A 16,213-nucleotide genomic window follows, 5' to 3' on the forward strand; every position below is an offset into this window, starting at 1 on the left:
GGCGGGATCCGGCCGATAGGGGTAGGTCGGACGTCAGGCTGGAGGTCGCGGTGACGACGACTGGCTACCGGAGCTCGCTGGCCCGGACCCTGATGTTCGCCCTCCTGTACGCCGCAGCCGTCTATGCCGGGCGGCGCACCGCGATGGTCGCGGACGGCGTCACCCTGATCTGGCCCGCGGCCGGGGTCGCCGTCGTCTGGTTCTGCGCGCACCGCGACGCGCCCACGAGACGGCTCGACACGGTGCTGCTCGTGGTGATCCTGGGTGTGGGCAACTGGCGGACCGGCGCACCCTGGGACGTCAGCGTGGTCGCCGGGTTCGTCGGTCTGATCCAGGTCTCCCTCTTCCAGTGGGCGCTGCACCGATGGCGGCCGAACCTGTGGGGCGCCGGTGGTCACGAGCCGCTGCGCTCCCCGCGGGACCTGTGGGTGCTGTTCGCCGTGACCGTGTTCACCTGCGTCGGCACCCATCTCGCCAGCATGCTGGGACGGGTCCTGGTCACCGGGTCGCTGCCGGTCGCGGTCTCGGCGATGGCGCTGGCCCGGCACGTCGCGAGCATCCTGATCATCGGCGCGGCGGGGATCCACCTCGGCGCGCGGCTGAGCCGGTGGCGGGACGGGCCACCGCTGCGGCGACCCTCGTTCTGGCGGGCCGCGGAGATCGGCGGGATCTTCGCGCTCAGCATCGCCGGTCATCTCGGCGCCTTCGCCTACGAGCACGGCCTGCCGCTCTCGTTCGCGCTGCTGGGTCTGACCGTCCTGGCCGGCACCCGGCTGCGGACCCCCTGGGTCCTGCTGCACAACGCGGTGATCAGCACGATCGCGGTGCAGTGCACGCTGTCGGACAGGGGCCCGTTCGCGCAGGTCCCGGACGTCGGTCAGCGGGCCGTGATCGTGCAGCTCTTCGACATCCTGGTGGCGCTGGTCGGGCTCGCCCTGGCTCTCGGCCGCGACGAGCGGGTCACGCTGCTCACCGCGCTGGACGAGGAGAAGACCGCTCTCGACACGCAGAAGAACCTGCTCACCGCCGTAATCGACTCGATGGCCGACGGGCTCGCGGTGATCGGCGCAGACGGGCGGGTCACCCTGCGCAACCCGGCCGTGACCGAGCTGCTCGGCGGCTGCCGCAGCCCGGACGACGCGCTCGCCGGGTCGGACTGGTACGGCCTCTACCACGTGGACGGAACCCGGTACGCCGACGAGGAACTCGCCTACCTGCGGGCGCTCACCGGTGAGGACGTCCGCGGCGTCGACATGCTGGTCCGCAACCCCGCGGTGCCCGAGGGACGGGTGGTCCGGGTGACCGCCACCGCCCTGCCCCACCCGGACGGGACGCACAGCGCGGTGGTGCTGTTCCACGACGTGACCGCGGAACGCCGGCACCGTGACGAGCTGACCAGCTTCGCCGGGGTGGTCGCGCACGACCTGCTCAATCCGCTCGCCAGCGTCGAGGGGTGGACGGCGGCGACGCTCGACGCGCTGGACGGCGTGCCGGACCATCCGTGCCTCGACCAGGCGCACGCCGACCTCGCCCGGCTGACCCGCGCCTCGGCACGGATGCGAGGGCTGATCGACGGGCTTCTCGCCTACGCGACGGCCCGGGAGGCAGCGGTCGCGGCGTCACCGGTCGACCTCACCGAGGTGGTCGCGGACATCGCGCAGGCCCGCGCGGACGCGGCGGTCGCGGCCGGCAAGCCCGAGCCACGGTTCACGATCGCCGAGCTGCCACCGGTGCAGGCCGACCCGGTGCTGGTCCGGCAACTGGTCGACAACCTGGTCGGGAACGCGATCAAGTACACGGCGCCGGGAGTGGTGCCACGGCTGGTGATCACCGCGGCCACGACCGGCGAGATGGTCACGGTCCGCATCGTCGACAACGGCATCGGCATCCCGGAGGGCCAGCACGACGCGATCTTCGGGAACTTCCACCGGGCGCACGCGGGGAGCGCCTATGCGGGGACGGGGCTGGGGCTGGCCATCTGCAAACGCATCGTGGAGCGTCACGGCGGGGACATCTCGGCGGCGGACGATCCGGGCGGCGGGTCGTGCTTCACGTTCTCGCTGCCGGCTGCCGCGGCGGCTCATCCGCGCCTCGCACCGGTCTGACCACCTCGGTGGCACAGGGGCTCGGGGCTTACACCAGGATGTTGTCGCCACTGTTCGGGGCCATCCGGGTGGTCGCGTCGCGGCTCTCCAGGACGGCGGCCCCGTGATCCGCGTCCTCCAGGGCCTCGTCGAGCAGCTGCTGGCAGTCTCCCCGCAGGCGCAGCCAGGCGGCGTGCGTCTCCCAGGCGGAGGACGGGGTGGACGTGCCGATGCTGATGGTCATCTCGTCTCCTTGATCGTTGTGAGAGCCCCGACCATCGGCTGCTTCCGCTCGAGCTGAGGGTTTCGCCACACGAGTTCTCGCTCCGTTCCCGCAACCGGCTGCCGCGCGGGTCGCGCTCCCCGGCTGGCTCCCATGGTCGTTATGAGGCACGGATAACGATCATGAGAGCCAGCTGGAACCCGGCGGTGCGGGGCGGCCGGTGTGGGGGCGTGGCGGTGCGGAGGGCGTGGCGGTGCGGGCAGTGCGGGCGGTGCGGGGTGTAGCGGTGCAGGGCGGTGCGGGGGCGTGGCGGTGTGGGCAGTGCGGGCGGTGCCGGGTGTAGCGGGGCGGGGGCCGGGCGGGGCGGGGCTGCGCACGCGGAATCGGCTGCTGGGTGGTGGGCGGGGAGAAGCGCGTACGCGGGGATGCTTTGTCGGCTAATGTCAGCTCATCTGGTGATCGGGAAACTGCCGGGAGGGACCGTGGATCGATCGGCGCGTCCCGCGAAGCGCTGACCGTGGCGTGATTCCGGTGTGGTTCGCCCTGGTCGGTGTCCTCGTCCTGGCCGGTGCCGCCTTCGCGGTCCTCCGATGGCGGAACGCCGAGCCCAGCGCCGGTCTCCCGGTGGGCCGGCGACAGAACGCCGAGCCGGGCGCCGGCCTCCCGGTGGGCCGGCGACAGAACGCCGAGCCCGGCGCCGGTCTCCCGGTGGGCCGGCGGCGGAACGCCGATCCGGATGGCAGCGGCCCGGTGAACCTGGCCGACGCCCGGCGGGTGATCGCCGAGCTCACCGAGGCGCTGCGCGAGCGGGACGCCGAGCTCGACCGTCTCCATTCCGACCGGGACGTGCAGACGCAGGCCACCGCGCTGCAGCAGAAACAGCAGCAGCAGACGCTGCGCCGCCGGGCCAAGGAGGCGATCGACAGCACCGCCGCGGTGATCGGCGGCAAGCTGGAGGACGTCGTGACGCATGTCGGCGCGGCCCGGGACGCCGCGGCGGCGACCCACGAGCGGGTCACCGTCACCAACCACGCGGCCGAGGCGCTGGTGAAGCGGGCGCACATCGCCGGCGAGGCGGCCACCGCGCTGAACACCAGCCTGCATCAGGTCGCCGGGATCGCCAGCGTGATCTCCGGGATCGCGTCGCAGACCCGGCTCCTGGCCCTGAACGCGACGATCGAGGCGGTCCGGGCGGGCGCGGCCGGGAGCGGCTTCGCGGTGGTCGCCGACGAGGTGAAGGGCCTGGCGGACACCACGGCGGACTCGACCGAGCAGATCACGAGAACGATCGCGGCGCTGGAGTCGGACGTCGCGCAGATGGGTCAGACGCTCGCCGCGATCATCCACGACGTCGGGGACATCGAGGACGCGATGCGCCAGCTCGGCGGGATCGCGGACCGTCAGCACGACATCGTGCAGCAGCTGCACCGCAGTGTGGACGCGACGATGGCCCAGCTCGGCGACCTGTCCGACGTGGCCGAGCGCCTGGAACGCCGGCGCAGCGATCGGCTCGCCATCGAGGGCACGGTGACGGTGCGGGTGCCGTCCCGTCCGCAGCCGATCACGGCGCAGGTGGTCGACCTCAGCTCGGACGGCATGGGCTGCACGTTGCCGGCCGAGGTGCCGGTCGCGGTCGGGGATCTGATCCGCACCGAGTTCACGTTCGACGGGCTGAGCGGGACGGCGGACGCGAAGGTGATGCGCCGGACCACGCGGGACGGCCTCACCGAGCTCGGCCTGCAGTTCCAGAACCTGCCGGCGGTCACCCGGAACCAGATCGACACCTACCTGACCCGGCTGGGCACGGCTTAGGGTCTGTCCGGCGGGTCACCCAAGTGCGCGGCGAGGTCCAGGTCACCGGTCAGATACCGCTGCACCGACGGCCCGACCGCCGCCACGATCACCTCGGACGGCACCGACGCCAGCGGCTCCACCTTGATCACATAGCGCGCCAGCGCGACGCCCACCATGTGGCTGGCCGCGAGCGTGACCCGCAGCGGCCCCTGCTCGTCGTCGTCGAGACCGAGTTTCGGCACGGCCCGCCGCAGGATCTGGGTGACCACGAACTCGCGGAACAGCCGGGCCGTCCACTCCGTGCCGACCGCGGAGCGCAGCATCGCCACCCCGGCCGCGCCGCCCGGCCCGTCCCAGATGCGCAGGAAGAGCCGGACGAAGCGGACGCCCACCTCGTCCCGGTCCCCTTCGCCGACCGCGTCGATGATCTCCGCCGGGTCCATCGGGGCCTGCATCGCGGCCAGGAACAGCTTGTCCTTGGTGCCGAAGTAGTGGTGCACCAGCGCCGGGTCGACCCCGGCGCCGGTGGCGATGGCACGGATCGAGGCCCCGTCGTAGCCCTTGCCGGCGAACGCCTCTCGCGCGGCGGCGAGGATCGCTTCCCGGGTCTCCGGGTTGCCGGGTCGCCGACCGGTCCGTCGTGCCATTCAAGAGCCCCTTCCCGCGTACGGCCGTGGCCCCTTGCGGCGGCACGGCACGAACGGAACGCTAGCCGCCGTACGGGAAAATCGTCATGGTGTGCGACGGCGGAGTGTCGCGGCGCCCACCGCGAGCGCCACGATGATCGCGCCGAGGACGACGCCCAGGTCACGCCACATCGTGCCGGTCGGGTCGGGATGCGAGCCGACCTCGGTGAGCGCCTGCACCGAGTAGGACATCGGCAGCACGTCGCTGACTCCTTGCAGCCAGCCGACCATGCGCTCGCGCGGCACGAAGAGCCCGCAGAGCAGCAGCTGCGGCGCGACGACGAGCGGCATGAACTGCACGGCCTGGAACTCGGTACGGGCGAACGCGCTGCACAGCAGCCCGAGGGCCACGCCGAGCACGGCGTTGGCGACCGCGATGAGCACGACCAGGCCGAGCCCACCGGCGGCGCTCATGCCGAGCGCCCAGTAGGCGAACCCGGCCGCGACCGCGGCTTGCACGGCTGCCGCGCCGCCGAACGCCAAGCCGTACCCGAAGAGCAGGTCGAGCTTGCCGACGGGCGTGGTGAAGAGGCGCTCGAGCGTGCCGTTGGCGCGTTCGCGCAGCATGGCGATCGAGGTGATCAGGAACATCACGATGAACGGGAAGATGCCGAGCATCGTCAGCGCGACCCGGTCGAAGACGCGCGGCTGACCGTCGTACATGAAGTACATCAGGGTGATCAGGAGCGTCGGCACGACCACGATCAGCGCGATGGTCCGCGGGTCGTGGCGCAGCTGGGTGAGGATCCGCCTGATCGTGCTCAACAGGATCATGCCGGCACCTTCTCGTGGGCGCGGATGAGATTGAGGAATGCCTGGTCGAGGTCGTCGCTGCCGGCGGCCTTCTTGACCGCGGCGGGGGTGTCGTCGGCGATCAGCACGCCCTCGCGGATCAGCAGCAGCCGGTCGCAGCGGTTCGCCTCGTCCATCACGTGGCTGGACACCAGCACGGTCGCGCCGTCCGCGGCCATCCGGCGGAAGTGCGCCCACAGCTCGTCACGCAGCAGCGGGTCCTGCCCGACGGTCGGCTCGTCGAGCACGAGGATCTCCGGCCGGCTGACGATCGCGCAGGCCAGCGACGCGCGGCTGCGCTGCCCCCCGGAGAGGTCGGCGACGAGCTGGTGTGCGGCGCGGGTCAGGCCGACGGTCTCGATCGCCTCGTCGGCGGCGCTCGCGCCGAGGCGGTAGAGGGAGGCGAAGTAGCGCGCGTTCTCCCGGACGGTCAGGTCGGCGTAGATGCTGGGCGCCTGGGTCAGATAGCCGATCTTGCTGCGCAGGGCGGGTGAGCCGGCCGGGCTGCCGAGCACGGTGACCGTGCCGGACGTGACGACCTGCACGCCGACGACGGTGCGCATGAGGGTGGTCTTGCCGCTGCCGCTCGGGCCGAGCAGCCCGGTGACGCTGCCACGCGGGACAGCGCAGGTGAAGCCGTCGAGCACGGCTCTCTTTCCGCGGCGGACGACGAGGCCGGTGACCTCGATCGCGGTGTCCATGGTTCCTCCCCGGAACTCATCAAGTGTTGAAATCAACGCTAGATGAATTCCGGGGCGCGGTCGAGAGGCTATTTCAACGCATGGTGAAATCGGTGCAGCACCTCGTCCACGTCATCGTCGGTGAGTTGCCCGAAGTCCTCGTACCAACGGCCCACCGCCCGGAAATCCGCCGGAGCGTGCAGGCAGATCACGCCGTCGGTCTCCGGCGCGAGCAGGTCACGGGCCTGCGGCGCGCAGACCGGGACGGCGAGCAGCACCCGCGCCGGGTCCCGCCCGCGGATCCAGCGCAGGGCGGCGTGCGCGGTCACCCCGGTGGCCAGGCCGTCGTCGACGAGGACGACGGCCCGGCCGGTGACCGGTGGAGCCGGACGATCGCCCCGGTAACGGCGCACCCGCCGCCGCAGCTCCGCCCGCTCGTCCGCCAGCGTCGCCGCCATGCCCTCCTCGGTGACGCCCGCGTAGCTCAGGTTGTCCCGGTCGTAGACGGGCGGCCCGTCCTCGGCGATCGCGCCGACCCCGAACTCCGGATGACCGGGCGCACCCAGCTTCCGGGCGACCACGATGTCCAGCTCCGCGCCGAGCCGGGCGGCGACCGGCGCGGCGACCGGGAGGCCGCCGCGCGGCAGCGCCAGGACCAGGACCAGGTCAGTGTCGCCGGCCGCCCCGCCGAGACGGTCGGCCACCAGACGGTCCGCCACCAGACGGTCGGCCAGCAGACGGTCGGCCAGCAGACGGTCGGCCAGCAGACGCCCGGCCTCGGCCCGATCGCGGAAGATCACCCCGGCTCATCCCCAGCGCCGGGCGGTGGCGAGATGATCCAGGGCCGGGTGCCGCTTGAACGGGACCGGCGTGAGGAACGCCTCGAACCACTCCCCCGCCTGCTCGGCCACCGATTCCAGGGCGCCCGGCTCCTCGAACAGGTGCGTGGCGTCCGGGATGATCCGCAGCTCGGCGTGCACCCGCATGGTGTTGCGGGCCTCCTCGTTGAGCTCGAGCACCGCGTCGTCGCGCCCGCCGACGATCAGCAGCGTGGGGACGCGCACGTCGATCAGCGCCGGGCCGGCCAGATCGGGGCGGCCACCCCGGGACACCACCGTCCGTACGCCATCAGGCCGTGCCGCCGCCGCGACGAGCGCCGCCGCGCCACCGGTGCTCGCGCCGAACAACCCCAGCGGCAGTCCCGCCGTCGCCGGCTGCACGCGCAGCCAGTCCACGATCGCGACGAGCCGGTCGGCCAGCAACCCGATGTCGAACCGGTGCTCGCGGGTGTCCTCGCCCGGCGCGAGCAGGTCGGTCAGCATCGTGGCGAACCCGCGCCGGTTCAGCTCGCGGGCCACGGCCTGGTTCCGCGGACTGTGCCGGGAACTGCCGCTGCCGTGCGCGAACAGGACCACGCCCGTGGCGTGCCCGGCGAGAGTGAGATCGCCCTCCAGGCACACCTCGCCCAGGTCGATGCGTTCCGTTGTCGTCCAGGTGGTCACGTGCATCCCTTTCTGCTTGCCGAAGTGGGGCGTGCAGTCCGGGGAGACGCGTTCCACGGTACGCGTCCTGAGTTGCCCGGCGAGCGGTCCTCAGTTGCATTCACCGGTGGCCGATCGGGAGTACGAAGAGTGCAGGAGGTTCACGCCCGATGTCCGTTTCCCGGTTGAATCGCGCCCAGCAGGCGTACTCGGTGACACCGGCCCGGCCGTCCGCACGGGAGCGTCACCAGCACGCCCGGGACGACGCCGCCTCGCTCACCGAGCGGGACCGCGAGCTGATCTACCAGGCCACCGGCCAGCAGATCGGGGAGGGACAGCCGAACGCCGGGTGGATCAACTCACTCGCGGCGGCGATCGCGGCGGACCGGGCCGCCGGGCGGCTCGCACCCGGGCAGGAGGTGACCCCGGCGTACCTCAGAGATCTCTCCCGGCGCTGGGAGCAGGCCGCGCCGGGGCGCAACCCGGTGGCCGGCTACCTCGAACCGGCCCTGCGCTACCTCTCCCAGCGCGGCGACGGCAACCGCCTCGACGTGACGGCCTGACGGTACGCCTCAAAACCCGCCTAGCCGCGCTGGGTGCGTTCGACCAGCGCCGCGGCGACGTCGCGCACCTTGCGGTTGGTGTCCTGGGAGACCTTGGTGAGGATCGCGAACGCCTCGTCCGCGCTGCACCGCCGCTCGCCCATGATGATGCCCTTGGCCTGCTCGATCACCGCTCGGCTCTCCATCGCGGCCTGCATGTGCCCGGCCAGGGTGGCGGTGGTGTCGTAGAGGTGCGCGTTGGCGGCCGCGACCGCGGCGTACCGCCCGAACGTCTGCGCCAGCGCGATCACCTCCTCGTCGAAGGCGCGCGGCTCCTCGCCGTAGATGTTGAGCGCCCCGCTCACGTTCTCCACGATCGGCAGGCCGACCGACAGCATGCTGCCCACCCCGGACTTCGCGGCCCGGGCCGGCCAGTCGCCCCAGCGGTCGTCCTGCGCGGTGTCCGCGACGTACACCGTGGTCTTCGCGGCCGCCGCCTCCAGGCACGGGCCGCTGCCCTGCTCGTACTGCCAGGCGTCGAGCCGCAGCGCGGTCTCGCCGGTGTGCGCCGGCGTGTGGGCGGTGCCGCCCCGGATCAGGGTGACGGAGACCTGCGCGGCACCCGGAAGGGTCCGGCACGCCAGGTCGGCGACCCGGTCCAGGACACCGTTGAGATCGGTCTCGCCGAGCTTGATACGGCCGAACTCCGCGAACGCGGCGGTAGAGTCGGCCCAGTCGTGCGCCATCAACGTCAGTAGATTCCCCGCAGCGGAGCGCGAGCCCCCGGGGGGGCGACTCGCACGTGTTTAGCCGGTGGTGCTGCCCGGAGAGCCGCCGGACGACTCTCGGACCCGCGCCGCTGCTTGACGCTGGCAGGCCGCTGTCATTCCGACACCGGCCGCAGGAGGACGATAGTACCCAAACTCAGCCGGAGATCCGCAGCGTGGGGCCGAGTCCCGCGCCCAGCAGAAGGTCGCGGGCCGGGCCGTGCACCCCGGCGAGCTCCAGCCGGTGGCCCCGCGCGTTACCCCGTTCGACGGTGCGCGCGATCGCCTCCGCGCCGGCCGCGCCGAACGACGTCACCCCGCTCAGATCGCAGGTGACCAGCGGGTACGCCAGGATCGCGTGCTCCAGCGAGGTCATCAGCACGCTCATCGTGCCGGCGTCCACCCGGCCGCGCACGCAGACGATCGCGGAGTCGGGTGTGAGCTGCCGGAAGTAGACGGTCAGCGGCGGATCGGCAGGCACGGAACATCCCCAACCGTCGGCGGGCGAGGTTCGGGCACATGGCTTGACCCGCCGCCACCCTAACGCGTCGGCCTGCGGATTCCGGGTATCCGACCCCCATGACACCCGGGCAGGCAGATCCCGCCGCCGCTGCTCTTCGCGAGCTCGGCCGGATCAATCTCGGGCAGATCGACCTCGAGGGGTCCTCGCCATCGTGGCCGGCCTCGCCCGCCGCACCGTGCCCGGCGCCTGCGAGGTCTCCGTCACGCTGATCCACGAGCATCGCGCGCGCACCGCCGCCAGCACCGGCGCCGCCGCCGATCACATCGACGAATGGCAGTACGAGCGTGACTCCGGCCCCTGCCTGGAAGCCTGCCGCCGGCGGACCACCCTGCTCGTCGACGACGTCGGGGCGGAACGCCGCTGGCCCGGCTGGGAGACGGCCGCGGGAGCCGTCGGCGTCGGCAGCGCCCTCAGCGGCGGCCTTCCGATCCGCGACAGCGTCGACGGCGCCCTCAACATCTACGCCACCTCGATCCACAACTTCGACGACGACGCTGTCCGGCTCGCCGAGACGTTCGCCGGTTACGCCGCTGTCGCTCTCGCGAACGCGCACCTCTACGACACCACTGTCGCGCTCGCCGACCACATGGAGACCACGATGGCGAGCCGCGCCGTGATCGAGCAGGCCAAGGGCATCATCATGGGGCAGCGGCACTGCTCGGCGGACGAGGCGTTCACGATCCTGTCCCGCGCCTCCCAGGAGTCGAACCGCAGGGTGCGCGACGTCGCCGCCGACCTCGTCGACCGGACCCTGCGCGGCTGATCCGCGCTCCCCGCCGCCGGCTCTTCCTCCGGAAAAGGACGATTCGCCGTACGGCATGAGCCGCCCGCCTCGCGCCTGCCTCCGCGATGCCCGCGCCGCTCCCGGCCCTGCCGCGACTCCCGCCTCTCGGCTGGTTCTCATGGGCGTTATTCGTCCCGAATAACGCCCATGAGAACCAGCCGGCAACCGCGAGCCGCGCAACAAGCCCGGCCCGGCACCAGATCGCGCTCCGGCCGGTAACCGTGGGCGCGCGACACGGTGAGCCCAGCCCAGATCGCGGGCCGGCCGGCAACCGCGGGCGCGCGACAAGCCGGGCGGAGCCGCAGGTCGCGGCCCGGTCGGCGGGAGGCCCGGCGACAACCGCGGGCGCCGGCCGGGTCAGTGCGCGCGGTCGAGGAGGTGGCGCCAGTGCCGGATCAGCGGGGCGGGGCAGGAGATCTCGCGGACGCCGGCGGCGATCAGCTGCTCGTGCAGTTGCGCGCTGGGCCGCAGGTCGACGGCGACCCGGCACGGCAGCGAGCGGGCCGCGGCGACCGACGCCGACCATTCGACGAGCTGGATGACCACGTGCGGCAGGCGGTCCGGGGGCAGGAGCAGGTCGTTGCGGACGGTCCGGTCCCAGACCAGGATGTGCTGGGCCAGGTCACCGGTGCTGACGTGCAGCAGGTGACAGTCGTCGACCAGGTCGGCGACGCCGAGCGCGGCGGCCGGGGTGGCGATGTCCAGGCCCAGGCGCCACCGGCCGCCGGTGGCCGAGGCGAAGGCGGCGATCTCCGCGCGCACCGAGACCATCGGCAGGACGACCAGAGGATCGTCGTCCGGGGACTCGGCCACGAGGGCACGGAAATGATCGATGGCGTCCGGAAGCAGGACGCGGACGCCGCGCCGGCCGAACGAGGCAGCGGGCGGGCCGCCGACCGGCTCGTCGAAGTAGCGGATCGCCGGGAGCGGCCGGCCCGACTCGGCGAAGAAGCGCCACAGCTCGGCACGTTCCGCGGCGGGCAGGGCACGCAGGTCCTCGGCGCGCAGCGGCGACCAGCCGTCGGCGAGGTGCCCGGCCTCGTGCGCCTCGGCCAGATCGGAGACCTCGGCGTGCAGCCGCAGCTCGGTGGCGGCCGGGGGCGGTGGCGCGGTGGTCGCCGCGTCGAAGTCGACGATCACCTCGTGGCCGAGCCAGCTGTCGTCGACGCGGACGCCGGTGAGCACCGGCACCGGCAGGGACCAGAGCGCCCGCGCCTCCGGGGCATACGGGGTGACCGGCTCCTCGACGATCACCCCGGACAGGCGCGGCGCCAGCCCCCGGATCAGGTCCGTGTCGGGTTTCTCCAGGTAGAGCAGGACCCGGCCGTAGACGATCTCTTCGATGCCGTTGCGGTCCACGAGCAGGCCCCGGTGACGGCCGAAGCCGTACGCGATGCCTGATTGGTCTTTCTCGGTCCGGTCACTCATGCGCCCACCTCGCAAGTCCGCTACGGACAGTAGCCCGGCTGCGCCCGCACCGCAGCCCCCAAGGATGCCGGAACGGGCCGGGCGGTCAGTGGGCGATGGGGATGCGCCAGAGCGGGCGCTGCTCGCGGTCCGCGTGGCGGGCGACCGAGCGGAGCCAGAGCAGCGCGATCAGCGAGATCAGGATCAGCCCGCCCCAGGAGAGGACGGTGAACAGGTGCGTCTGGTCGGCCGTCGGCGTCGGCTGGTAGCCCTTCTCCAGCAGTGAGTACTGGTAGGGCGTGCCGGTCAGCACCAGCGTGACCAGCAGCGCGATGCTGTGCATGCTGTCCCAGAGCGCGTGCAGCACGGCGACCCCCAGGTAGGAGAAGAGCAGCCGCCGGGTCAGCGCGAAGTGCTGGCGTCCGCTGGCGGAGAAGAGCACGCCGCCGAGGATGGCGGTCCACAGGCCGTGGCCGAGCGGGGCGAGCAGCCCGCGCAGCAGTTCGGTCTGGACGAGCTGCATCAGCGAGAGGCCCTGTTCGGTGAAGAGGGCGGTGAACGCGTACCCGGCGGACTCGAAGGCGGCGAAGCCGAAGCCGACCGACGCGCCGAGGACCAGGCCGTCCACGGCGTACTTGTGGCTGAGCCGACGGGTGAGGAAGGCGAGCGCGGACAGCTTCGCGGCCTCCTCGATCAGGCCGACGCCGAGGAAGAAGACGGGCGACGGGTGCAGGAGGTACGTCTCGAGCAGCGACGCGGCGAGCACGCCCAGGATCCCGCCGGTGACGAACGTGCTGAACAGCAGTTCCGCGGTGACCTCCCCGGTGTGCCGGCGGCCGAACGCCCACAGCACGAACGTGACCGGGACCAGGAAGCTGCCGAGCAGGACCAGCGTGGGGATCAGGTTGGGGTTCCCGGTGAAGAGGGTGACCACCACGGTCAGGACCCAGAGAAGGAGCCCGGTGAGGAAGACCCGTAGCCAGGTGCGCTTACGGGTGGTGGGTGTCGCTGCTGCCTCGTACATGTCGCGCCTCCTGCGCCGATGGTGACGGCACCCGGGTACCCCGATCCCGGCGCCGTCCACACTGTGACGGTCAGCGCTCGGTATAGATGAACCCGAGCTTGTCCACCTCGTCGCCCGCGCGCCCGTGGAAACCGGCGATCTGCCAGCCCGTGGGGGCGGTCCGGGTCACGCAGTCCGAGGTGGTGGTCCCCCCGGCGAGCGTGTTGCCGAGATTGGTGGTGAACTTGGCGTAGAAGATGCGTGTTTGCGATTTGTAGCTGCCACGGCACAGATAGGCGCTGGTCACGTACTCGCCGGGCGCGAGCGTCAGCGACCTCGGTGTTCCGCCGGTGCCGCCGTGGGTCCCGACCCGGTCGACGCGCGAGCCGGCCCGCAGACCGAGCGACGTGGGCGTGGTGACCGAGTCGAGGTCGGTGAAGTAGGCGCCGTGCGGTCCGCCGAACTGCTCACTGAACCGGTACGCCGGATCGGTCGTCCAGCTGAACCCGGCGCTGACCGGGTCGTGGTCGCTGAGCATCAGCCCGTCGCCGGTGAGGAACGACGCGTGCTCGTTGTGGTAGGTCGTCGCGTTCAGCGTGACGAACCTGCTGCCGCGGTAGAGGATCTTGTCGACCACCTCGCAGGTGTCCTCGGGGCAGAGCAACGGGTCGCTGCCCTTGACCGGCGCCACTCCCCCGCGTTCCAGCCGCACCCACGCGTCGGTGAGCCCGTTGGCCGCGACGAATGCGGCGATCGTGTCCCCGGCGCGGGTGTACCGGGTGTTGGTGTCGCCCATGACGACGACCGCGTTGCCGTTCGAGTGGGAGCCGATGAACGCGGTCAGCTGGCTCAGATTGTCGGCGCGGGACGTCAGGTCGCCGTCGTTGGTCCCGGCGTTGGTGTGCAGGTTGTAGAAGTCGACGTAGACGCCCTCGGCGAGCCGGGTCCGCATGAACGTGAAGCCCTTGGGGGTCAGGCAGTCGCCGGAGTCCCACTGGCACGAGTTCCAGCGCACGCGCTCGAAGTCGTCGGTGTCCCACGCGTACGCGGAAAGGGTGTTGAGCCCGGACCCGACGCCGGCGCCTCCGCTGGTGGCGGTGCGGTTCGCGTGGCCGTCGGCGGCGTAGAGGTACGCGTGGTAGTTGAAGTCCTCCTGCACCTGGATCAGGTCGTAACCGCTGATCCGCCGGCCGATCTCGGTGGTCGAGGTGGCCCGGTCGGTGTCGGCGCTGGACAGGATGTCGGGGAGTCCGGCTACGTTGTAGGAAAGAACCTTGAAGGTGCCGCCGGGGGAAGCCGCGGGGGCGGCGGACACCGGGGACGCGGGGACGGCGATCAGCGCGGCGGCCAGGGCCGTGATCGTGAAGGGGATGCGCACGACCCGGACGCTAAGGCTCCCATCGATCGGACGGAACCTCGGCTACTCGCAAGTAGCATAATGTTCACGCTCACATCCGCGGGTGTTGACACCGGGTTGGCCCACCGCACGAAGGCTGGTCCGCGATCTTGCCCCCACCTGCACCGCGGAGTCCCCATGCCCTCGATCTCCCGCCGGACCGTGCTGAAGGCATCCGCCGCCGGTCTCGTCGCCACCCAGCTGAGGGCGGCTCCCGCGTCGGCCGCCACGAGCGGGGTCACCGACTTCGTCGACGCCTACCGGACGAACGTCACGGCGAACTTGACCCCGGAGACGAATGCCGCGGTCCGCATCCTCTCCGGCTTCTCCCGGGTGTGGGCCACCGGCGCCGCCTGGAACACCGGGACCGTGCTCGACCGGGCCTTCCTGCGCGCCAACATCAAGTACGTCGTCAAGGTCACCAGGACCCGCACCGCCGCCGAGGCCGCCAAGGCGTTCATCGTCGACCGGCAGCACCAGAGTTACTCCGTGATCGACGGCCTGGGCCCGCTCGCCGGCCTCTACCGCACCGGCGCGCTCGCGGTCACCAGCATCACCTCGGCGCCGGCCACCACCCCGGCCACCACGATCAGCGACGCCGTCCCGGCCGGAGCGCCCGCCGGGGCGGCGATCGGCGCCGGCTCGACGACCTCGCCGCTCGGCGCGGTGGCCACGCTGGTCAACACGCTGCGCGGCACCTACTCGTCGGGCAACCCGGCCAAGTACGCGTTCCAGTACCCGCGCCCGTGGCGCTCCACGACCGACAGCCGCGTCGTCGACACCGGCTCGGTGGACGAGTTCGGCTTCCCGATCTACGACTCCGAGGTCGTCGTCGCCCCGGCCCTGCTACGCCAGCGTTCGACCAGCCCGGCCGACGACGCCGGTTACGTCAGCGGCCACACCAACGCGCTGTTCCTGGCGTCGCTCGCCTACGCGTACGCGGTCCCGGAGCGCTTCCAGGAGATGATCACCACGGCATACGACCTGGCGCACACCCGGATCGTGGCCGGCATGCACTCCCCCGCCGACGTGATCGGCGGCCGGATCCTGGCGACCGCGCTCGCCGCGGCGATCCTGCGCGACCCGGCGAACGCCGCGATCAAGGCTGACGCCCGGGCGCAGGCGCTCGCGTACTTCCGGGAGAAGACCGGGACCGAGGACCTCTTCGCGTACGCCCACGACCCCGCCGACCGCAAGGTCAACGCCGCGATCGTCGCGCCCAAGCACACCTACGACCTCCCGGCGCACGGCAAGCGCGTCCCGGTGACGGTGCCGGCCGGGGCCGAGGTGCTGCTGGAGACCCGCCTGCCGTACCTGGACGCCGCGCAGCGCCGTGAGGTTCTGCGCACCACCGGGCTGACCTCGGGCCACCCGATCCTGGACGGCCCCGAGCAGTGGGGCCGGCTGAACCTGTTCGCGGCCGCCGACGGGTACGGCGCTTTCGACCGGACCGTCGCCGTCACGCTCGACGCCGCGCGGGGCGGGTTCCACGCGGCCGACGCGTGGCGCAACGACATCGGCGGCCGCGGCGGGCTCGTCAAGCTCGGCTCGGGCACGCTGACCCTGGCCGGCGACAACGACTACCGCGGCGGCACCACCGTCGCGCAGGGCACCCTGGTCGCGGCGTCGCGGACGGCGCTGGGCCGCGGCGATGTCACGGTCACCGGCGGGACGCTGAGCCTGGCCGTGGACGGCGTGCGGGTCCGCGGCGACTACCGGCAGAGCGCCGGGACGCTGGCCGTCACCGTCGACCCGAAGGGCAGGACCGCCCTGACCGTCGACGACGACGCCGTCCTGGGCGCGACCGTGACGCTGTCCGTCACTGTCGGCGCGGCCCGCAAGGGCCACTGCGACGAGCGGATCACCGTGCTCCGGGCCCGGCGGTTGCGGGGAACGTTCGCCAGGGTGGTGGTGACCACACCCGGTTATCGGGCCGACCTGATCACCTCCGGGGACACCGTCGCGATCCGCCTGCGCCACGCCTGAGACCGGTGCCGGGGCCTGCGATCGGGCCCCGGCATCTGTCCATGAGCTCGCAGTGTCCTTGACAA

At 72.2% G+C, this 16,213-nt stretch carries 16 protein-coding genes; 5 read left to right on the forward strand and 11 right to left on the reverse strand.

Going from position 1 to position 16,213, the window contains the following annotated elements:
- Nucleotides 1-50 precede the first annotated feature (50 nt).
- Nucleotides 51-2,105: a sensor histidine kinase gene (locus Acy02nite_RS04180; RefSeq protein WP_239174194.1), complete on the forward strand. Its 2,055-nt coding sequence runs from the start codon at nucleotides 51-53 to the stop codon at nucleotides 2,103-2,105.
- A 28-nt stretch (nucleotides 2,106-2,133) separates the two neighbouring features.
- Here the strand turns inward: Acy02nite_RS04180 and Acy02nite_RS04185 are convergent, their stop codons facing one another.
- Nucleotides 2,134-2,328: a hypothetical protein gene (locus Acy02nite_RS04185; RefSeq protein WP_203738442.1), complete on the reverse strand. Its 195-nt coding sequence runs from the start codon at nucleotides 2,326-2,328 to the stop codon at nucleotides 2,134-2,136.
- A gap of 501 nt (nucleotides 2,329-2,829) precedes the next feature.
- On the opposite strand from Acy02nite_RS04185, the gene Acy02nite_RS47135 reads away from it, so the two are divergent.
- On the forward strand, nucleotides 2,830-4,119 hold the full coding sequence (locus tag Acy02nite_RS47135) for a methyl-accepting chemotaxis protein (protein ID WP_264653226.1): 1,290 nt from the start codon (nucleotides 2,830-2,832) through the stop codon (nucleotides 4,117-4,119).
- Here Acy02nite_RS47135 and Acy02nite_RS04195 read toward each other — a convergent pair.
- The 5 genes from Acy02nite_RS04195 to Acy02nite_RS04215 all read right to left on the reverse strand — a co-directional run bounded on the left by Acy02nite_RS04195 (nucleotide 4,116) and on the right by Acy02nite_RS04215 (nucleotide 7,767).
- Complete coding sequence (locus tag Acy02nite_RS04195; RefSeq protein ID WP_203738443.1) at nucleotides 4,116-4,748, reverse strand: TetR/AcrR family transcriptional regulator; 633 nt, start codon at nucleotides 4,746-4,748, stop codon at nucleotides 4,116-4,118. The two genes, Acy02nite_RS47135 and Acy02nite_RS04195, sit on opposite strands and share 4 nt — an antisense overlap.
- Before the next feature lie 84 nt (nucleotides 4,749-4,832).
- Nucleotides 4,833-5,561: an ABC transporter permease gene (locus tag Acy02nite_RS04200; protein ID WP_203738444.1), complete on the reverse strand. Its 729-nt coding sequence runs from the start codon at nucleotides 5,559-5,561 to the stop codon at nucleotides 4,833-4,835.
- On the reverse strand, nucleotides 5,558-6,280 hold the full coding sequence (locus Acy02nite_RS04205) for an ABC transporter ATP-binding protein (protein WP_203738445.1): 723 nt from the start codon (nucleotides 6,278-6,280) through the stop codon (nucleotides 5,558-5,560). The genes Acy02nite_RS04200 and Acy02nite_RS04205 overlap by 4 nt, the downstream gene beginning before the upstream one ends.
- Before the next feature lie 68 nt (nucleotides 6,281-6,348).
- A complete protein-coding gene (locus Acy02nite_RS04210; RefSeq protein WP_203738446.1) occupies nucleotides 6,349-7,059 on the reverse strand; it encodes a phosphoribosyltransferase in 711 nt (236 codons plus the stop codon).
- Between the two features lie 6 nt (nucleotides 7,060-7,065).
- Complete coding sequence (locus tag Acy02nite_RS04215) at nucleotides 7,066-7,767, reverse strand: dienelactone hydrolase family protein (RefSeq protein WP_203738498.1); 702 nt, start codon at nucleotides 7,765-7,767, stop codon at nucleotides 7,066-7,068.
- Nucleotides 7,768-7,910: 143 nt separating this feature from the next.
- Between Acy02nite_RS04215 and Acy02nite_RS04220 the strand changes: the two genes are divergently transcribed.
- Complete coding sequence (locus tag Acy02nite_RS04220) at nucleotides 7,911-8,303, forward strand: hypothetical protein (RefSeq protein WP_203738447.1); 393 nt, start codon at nucleotides 7,911-7,913, stop codon at nucleotides 8,301-8,303.
- 20 nt (nucleotides 8,304-8,323) lie between these two features.
- Here the strand turns inward: Acy02nite_RS04220 and Acy02nite_RS04225 are convergent, their stop codons facing one another.
- Both Acy02nite_RS04225 and Acy02nite_RS04230 read right to left on the reverse strand, forming a co-directional pair.
- Nucleotides 8,324-9,028, reverse strand: coding sequence for a GAF and ANTAR domain-containing protein (locus Acy02nite_RS04225; protein ID WP_203738448.1), 705 nt, complete (start codon nucleotides 9,026-9,028; stop codon nucleotides 8,324-8,326).
- A 178-nt stretch (nucleotides 9,029-9,206) separates the two neighbouring features.
- Nucleotides 9,207-9,530, reverse strand: a complete 324-nt coding sequence (locus tag Acy02nite_RS04230; RefSeq protein WP_203738449.1) for an STAS domain-containing protein — start codon at nucleotides 9,528-9,530, stop codon at nucleotides 9,207-9,209.
- Between the two features lie 193 nt (nucleotides 9,531-9,723).
- On the opposite strand from Acy02nite_RS04230, the gene Acy02nite_RS04235 reads away from it, so the two are divergent.
- Complete coding sequence (locus Acy02nite_RS04235) at nucleotides 9,724-10,335, forward strand: GAF and ANTAR domain-containing protein (RefSeq protein WP_307872272.1); 612 nt, start codon at nucleotides 9,724-9,726, stop codon at nucleotides 10,333-10,335.
- Between the two features lie 378 nt (nucleotides 10,336-10,713).
- On the opposite strand, the gene Acy02nite_RS04240 is transcribed toward Acy02nite_RS04235, so the two are convergent.
- From Acy02nite_RS04240 to Acy02nite_RS04250, 3 genes are all read right to left on the reverse strand, one after another.
- Complete coding sequence (locus Acy02nite_RS04240) at nucleotides 10,714-11,784, reverse strand: hypothetical protein (RefSeq protein ID WP_203738450.1); 1,071 nt, start codon at nucleotides 11,782-11,784, stop codon at nucleotides 10,714-10,716.
- 85 nt (nucleotides 11,785-11,869) lie between these two features.
- Nucleotides 11,870-12,787 (reverse strand): PrsW family intramembrane metalloprotease, encoded by a 918-nt coding sequence (locus Acy02nite_RS04245; RefSeq protein WP_203738451.1) that lies wholly within the window; start codon nucleotides 12,785-12,787, stop codon nucleotides 11,870-11,872.
- Between the two features lie 70 nt (nucleotides 12,788-12,857).
- Nucleotides 12,858-14,144: a jacalin-like lectin gene (locus Acy02nite_RS04250; protein ID WP_239174197.1), complete on the reverse strand. Its 1,287-nt coding sequence runs from the start codon at nucleotides 14,142-14,144 to the stop codon at nucleotides 12,858-12,860.
- A gap of 156 nt (nucleotides 14,145-14,300) precedes the next feature.
- Between Acy02nite_RS04250 and Acy02nite_RS04255 the strand changes: the two genes are divergently transcribed.
- Entirely contained in the window at nucleotides 14,301-16,148 is a 1,848-nt protein-coding gene (locus Acy02nite_RS04255) for a phosphatase PAP2 family protein (protein WP_203738452.1), read from the forward strand.
- Nucleotides 16,149-16,213 lie beyond the last annotated feature (65 nt).

This window comes from Actinoplanes cyaneus, assembly GCF_016862095.1.
Lineage (GTDB): Bacteria > Actinomycetota > Actinomycetes > Mycobacteriales > Micromonosporaceae > Actinoplanes > Actinoplanes cyaneus.

Bases quoted from the DNA above. Each gene is read 5' to 3' on its own strand.
- Acy02nite_RS04200 (WP_203738444.1), bottom strand. From the start codon at position 5,561: ATGATCCTGTTGAGCACGATCAGGCGGATCCTCACCCAGCTGCGCCAC.
- Acy02nite_RS04215 (WP_203738498.1), bottom strand. From the start codon at position 7,767: ATGCACGTGACCACCTGGACGACAACGGAACGCATCGACCTGGGCGAG.
- Acy02nite_RS04185 (WP_203738442.1), bottom strand. From the start codon at position 2,328: ATGACCATCAGCATCGGCACGTCCACCCCGTCCTCCGCCTGGGAGACG.
- Acy02nite_RS04195 (WP_203738443.1), bottom strand. From the start codon at position 4,748: ATGGCACGACGGACCGGTCGGCGACCCGGCAACCCGGAGACCCGGGAA.
- Acy02nite_RS04205 (WP_203738445.1), bottom strand. From the start codon at position 6,280: ATGGACACCGCGATCGAGGTCACCGGCCTCGTCGTCCGCCGCGGAAAG.
- Acy02nite_RS04245 (WP_203738451.1), bottom strand. From the start codon at position 12,787: ATGTACGAGGCAGCAGCGACACCCACCACCCGTAAGCGCACCTGGCTA.
- Acy02nite_RS04240 (WP_203738450.1), bottom strand. From the start codon at position 11,784: ATGAGTGACCGGACCGAGAAAGACCAATCAGGCATCGCGTACGGCTTC.
- Acy02nite_RS04255 (WP_203738452.1), top strand. From the start codon at position 14,301: ATGCCCTCGATCTCCCGCCGGACCGTGCTGAAGGCATCCGCCGCCGGT.
- Acy02nite_RS04220 (WP_203738447.1), top strand. From the start codon at position 7,911: ATGTCCGTTTCCCGGTTGAATCGCGCCCAGCAGGCGTACTCGGTGACA.
- Acy02nite_RS04225 (WP_203738448.1), bottom strand. From the start codon at position 9,028: ATGGCGCACGACTGGGCCGACTCTACCGCCGCGTTCGCGGAGTTCGGC.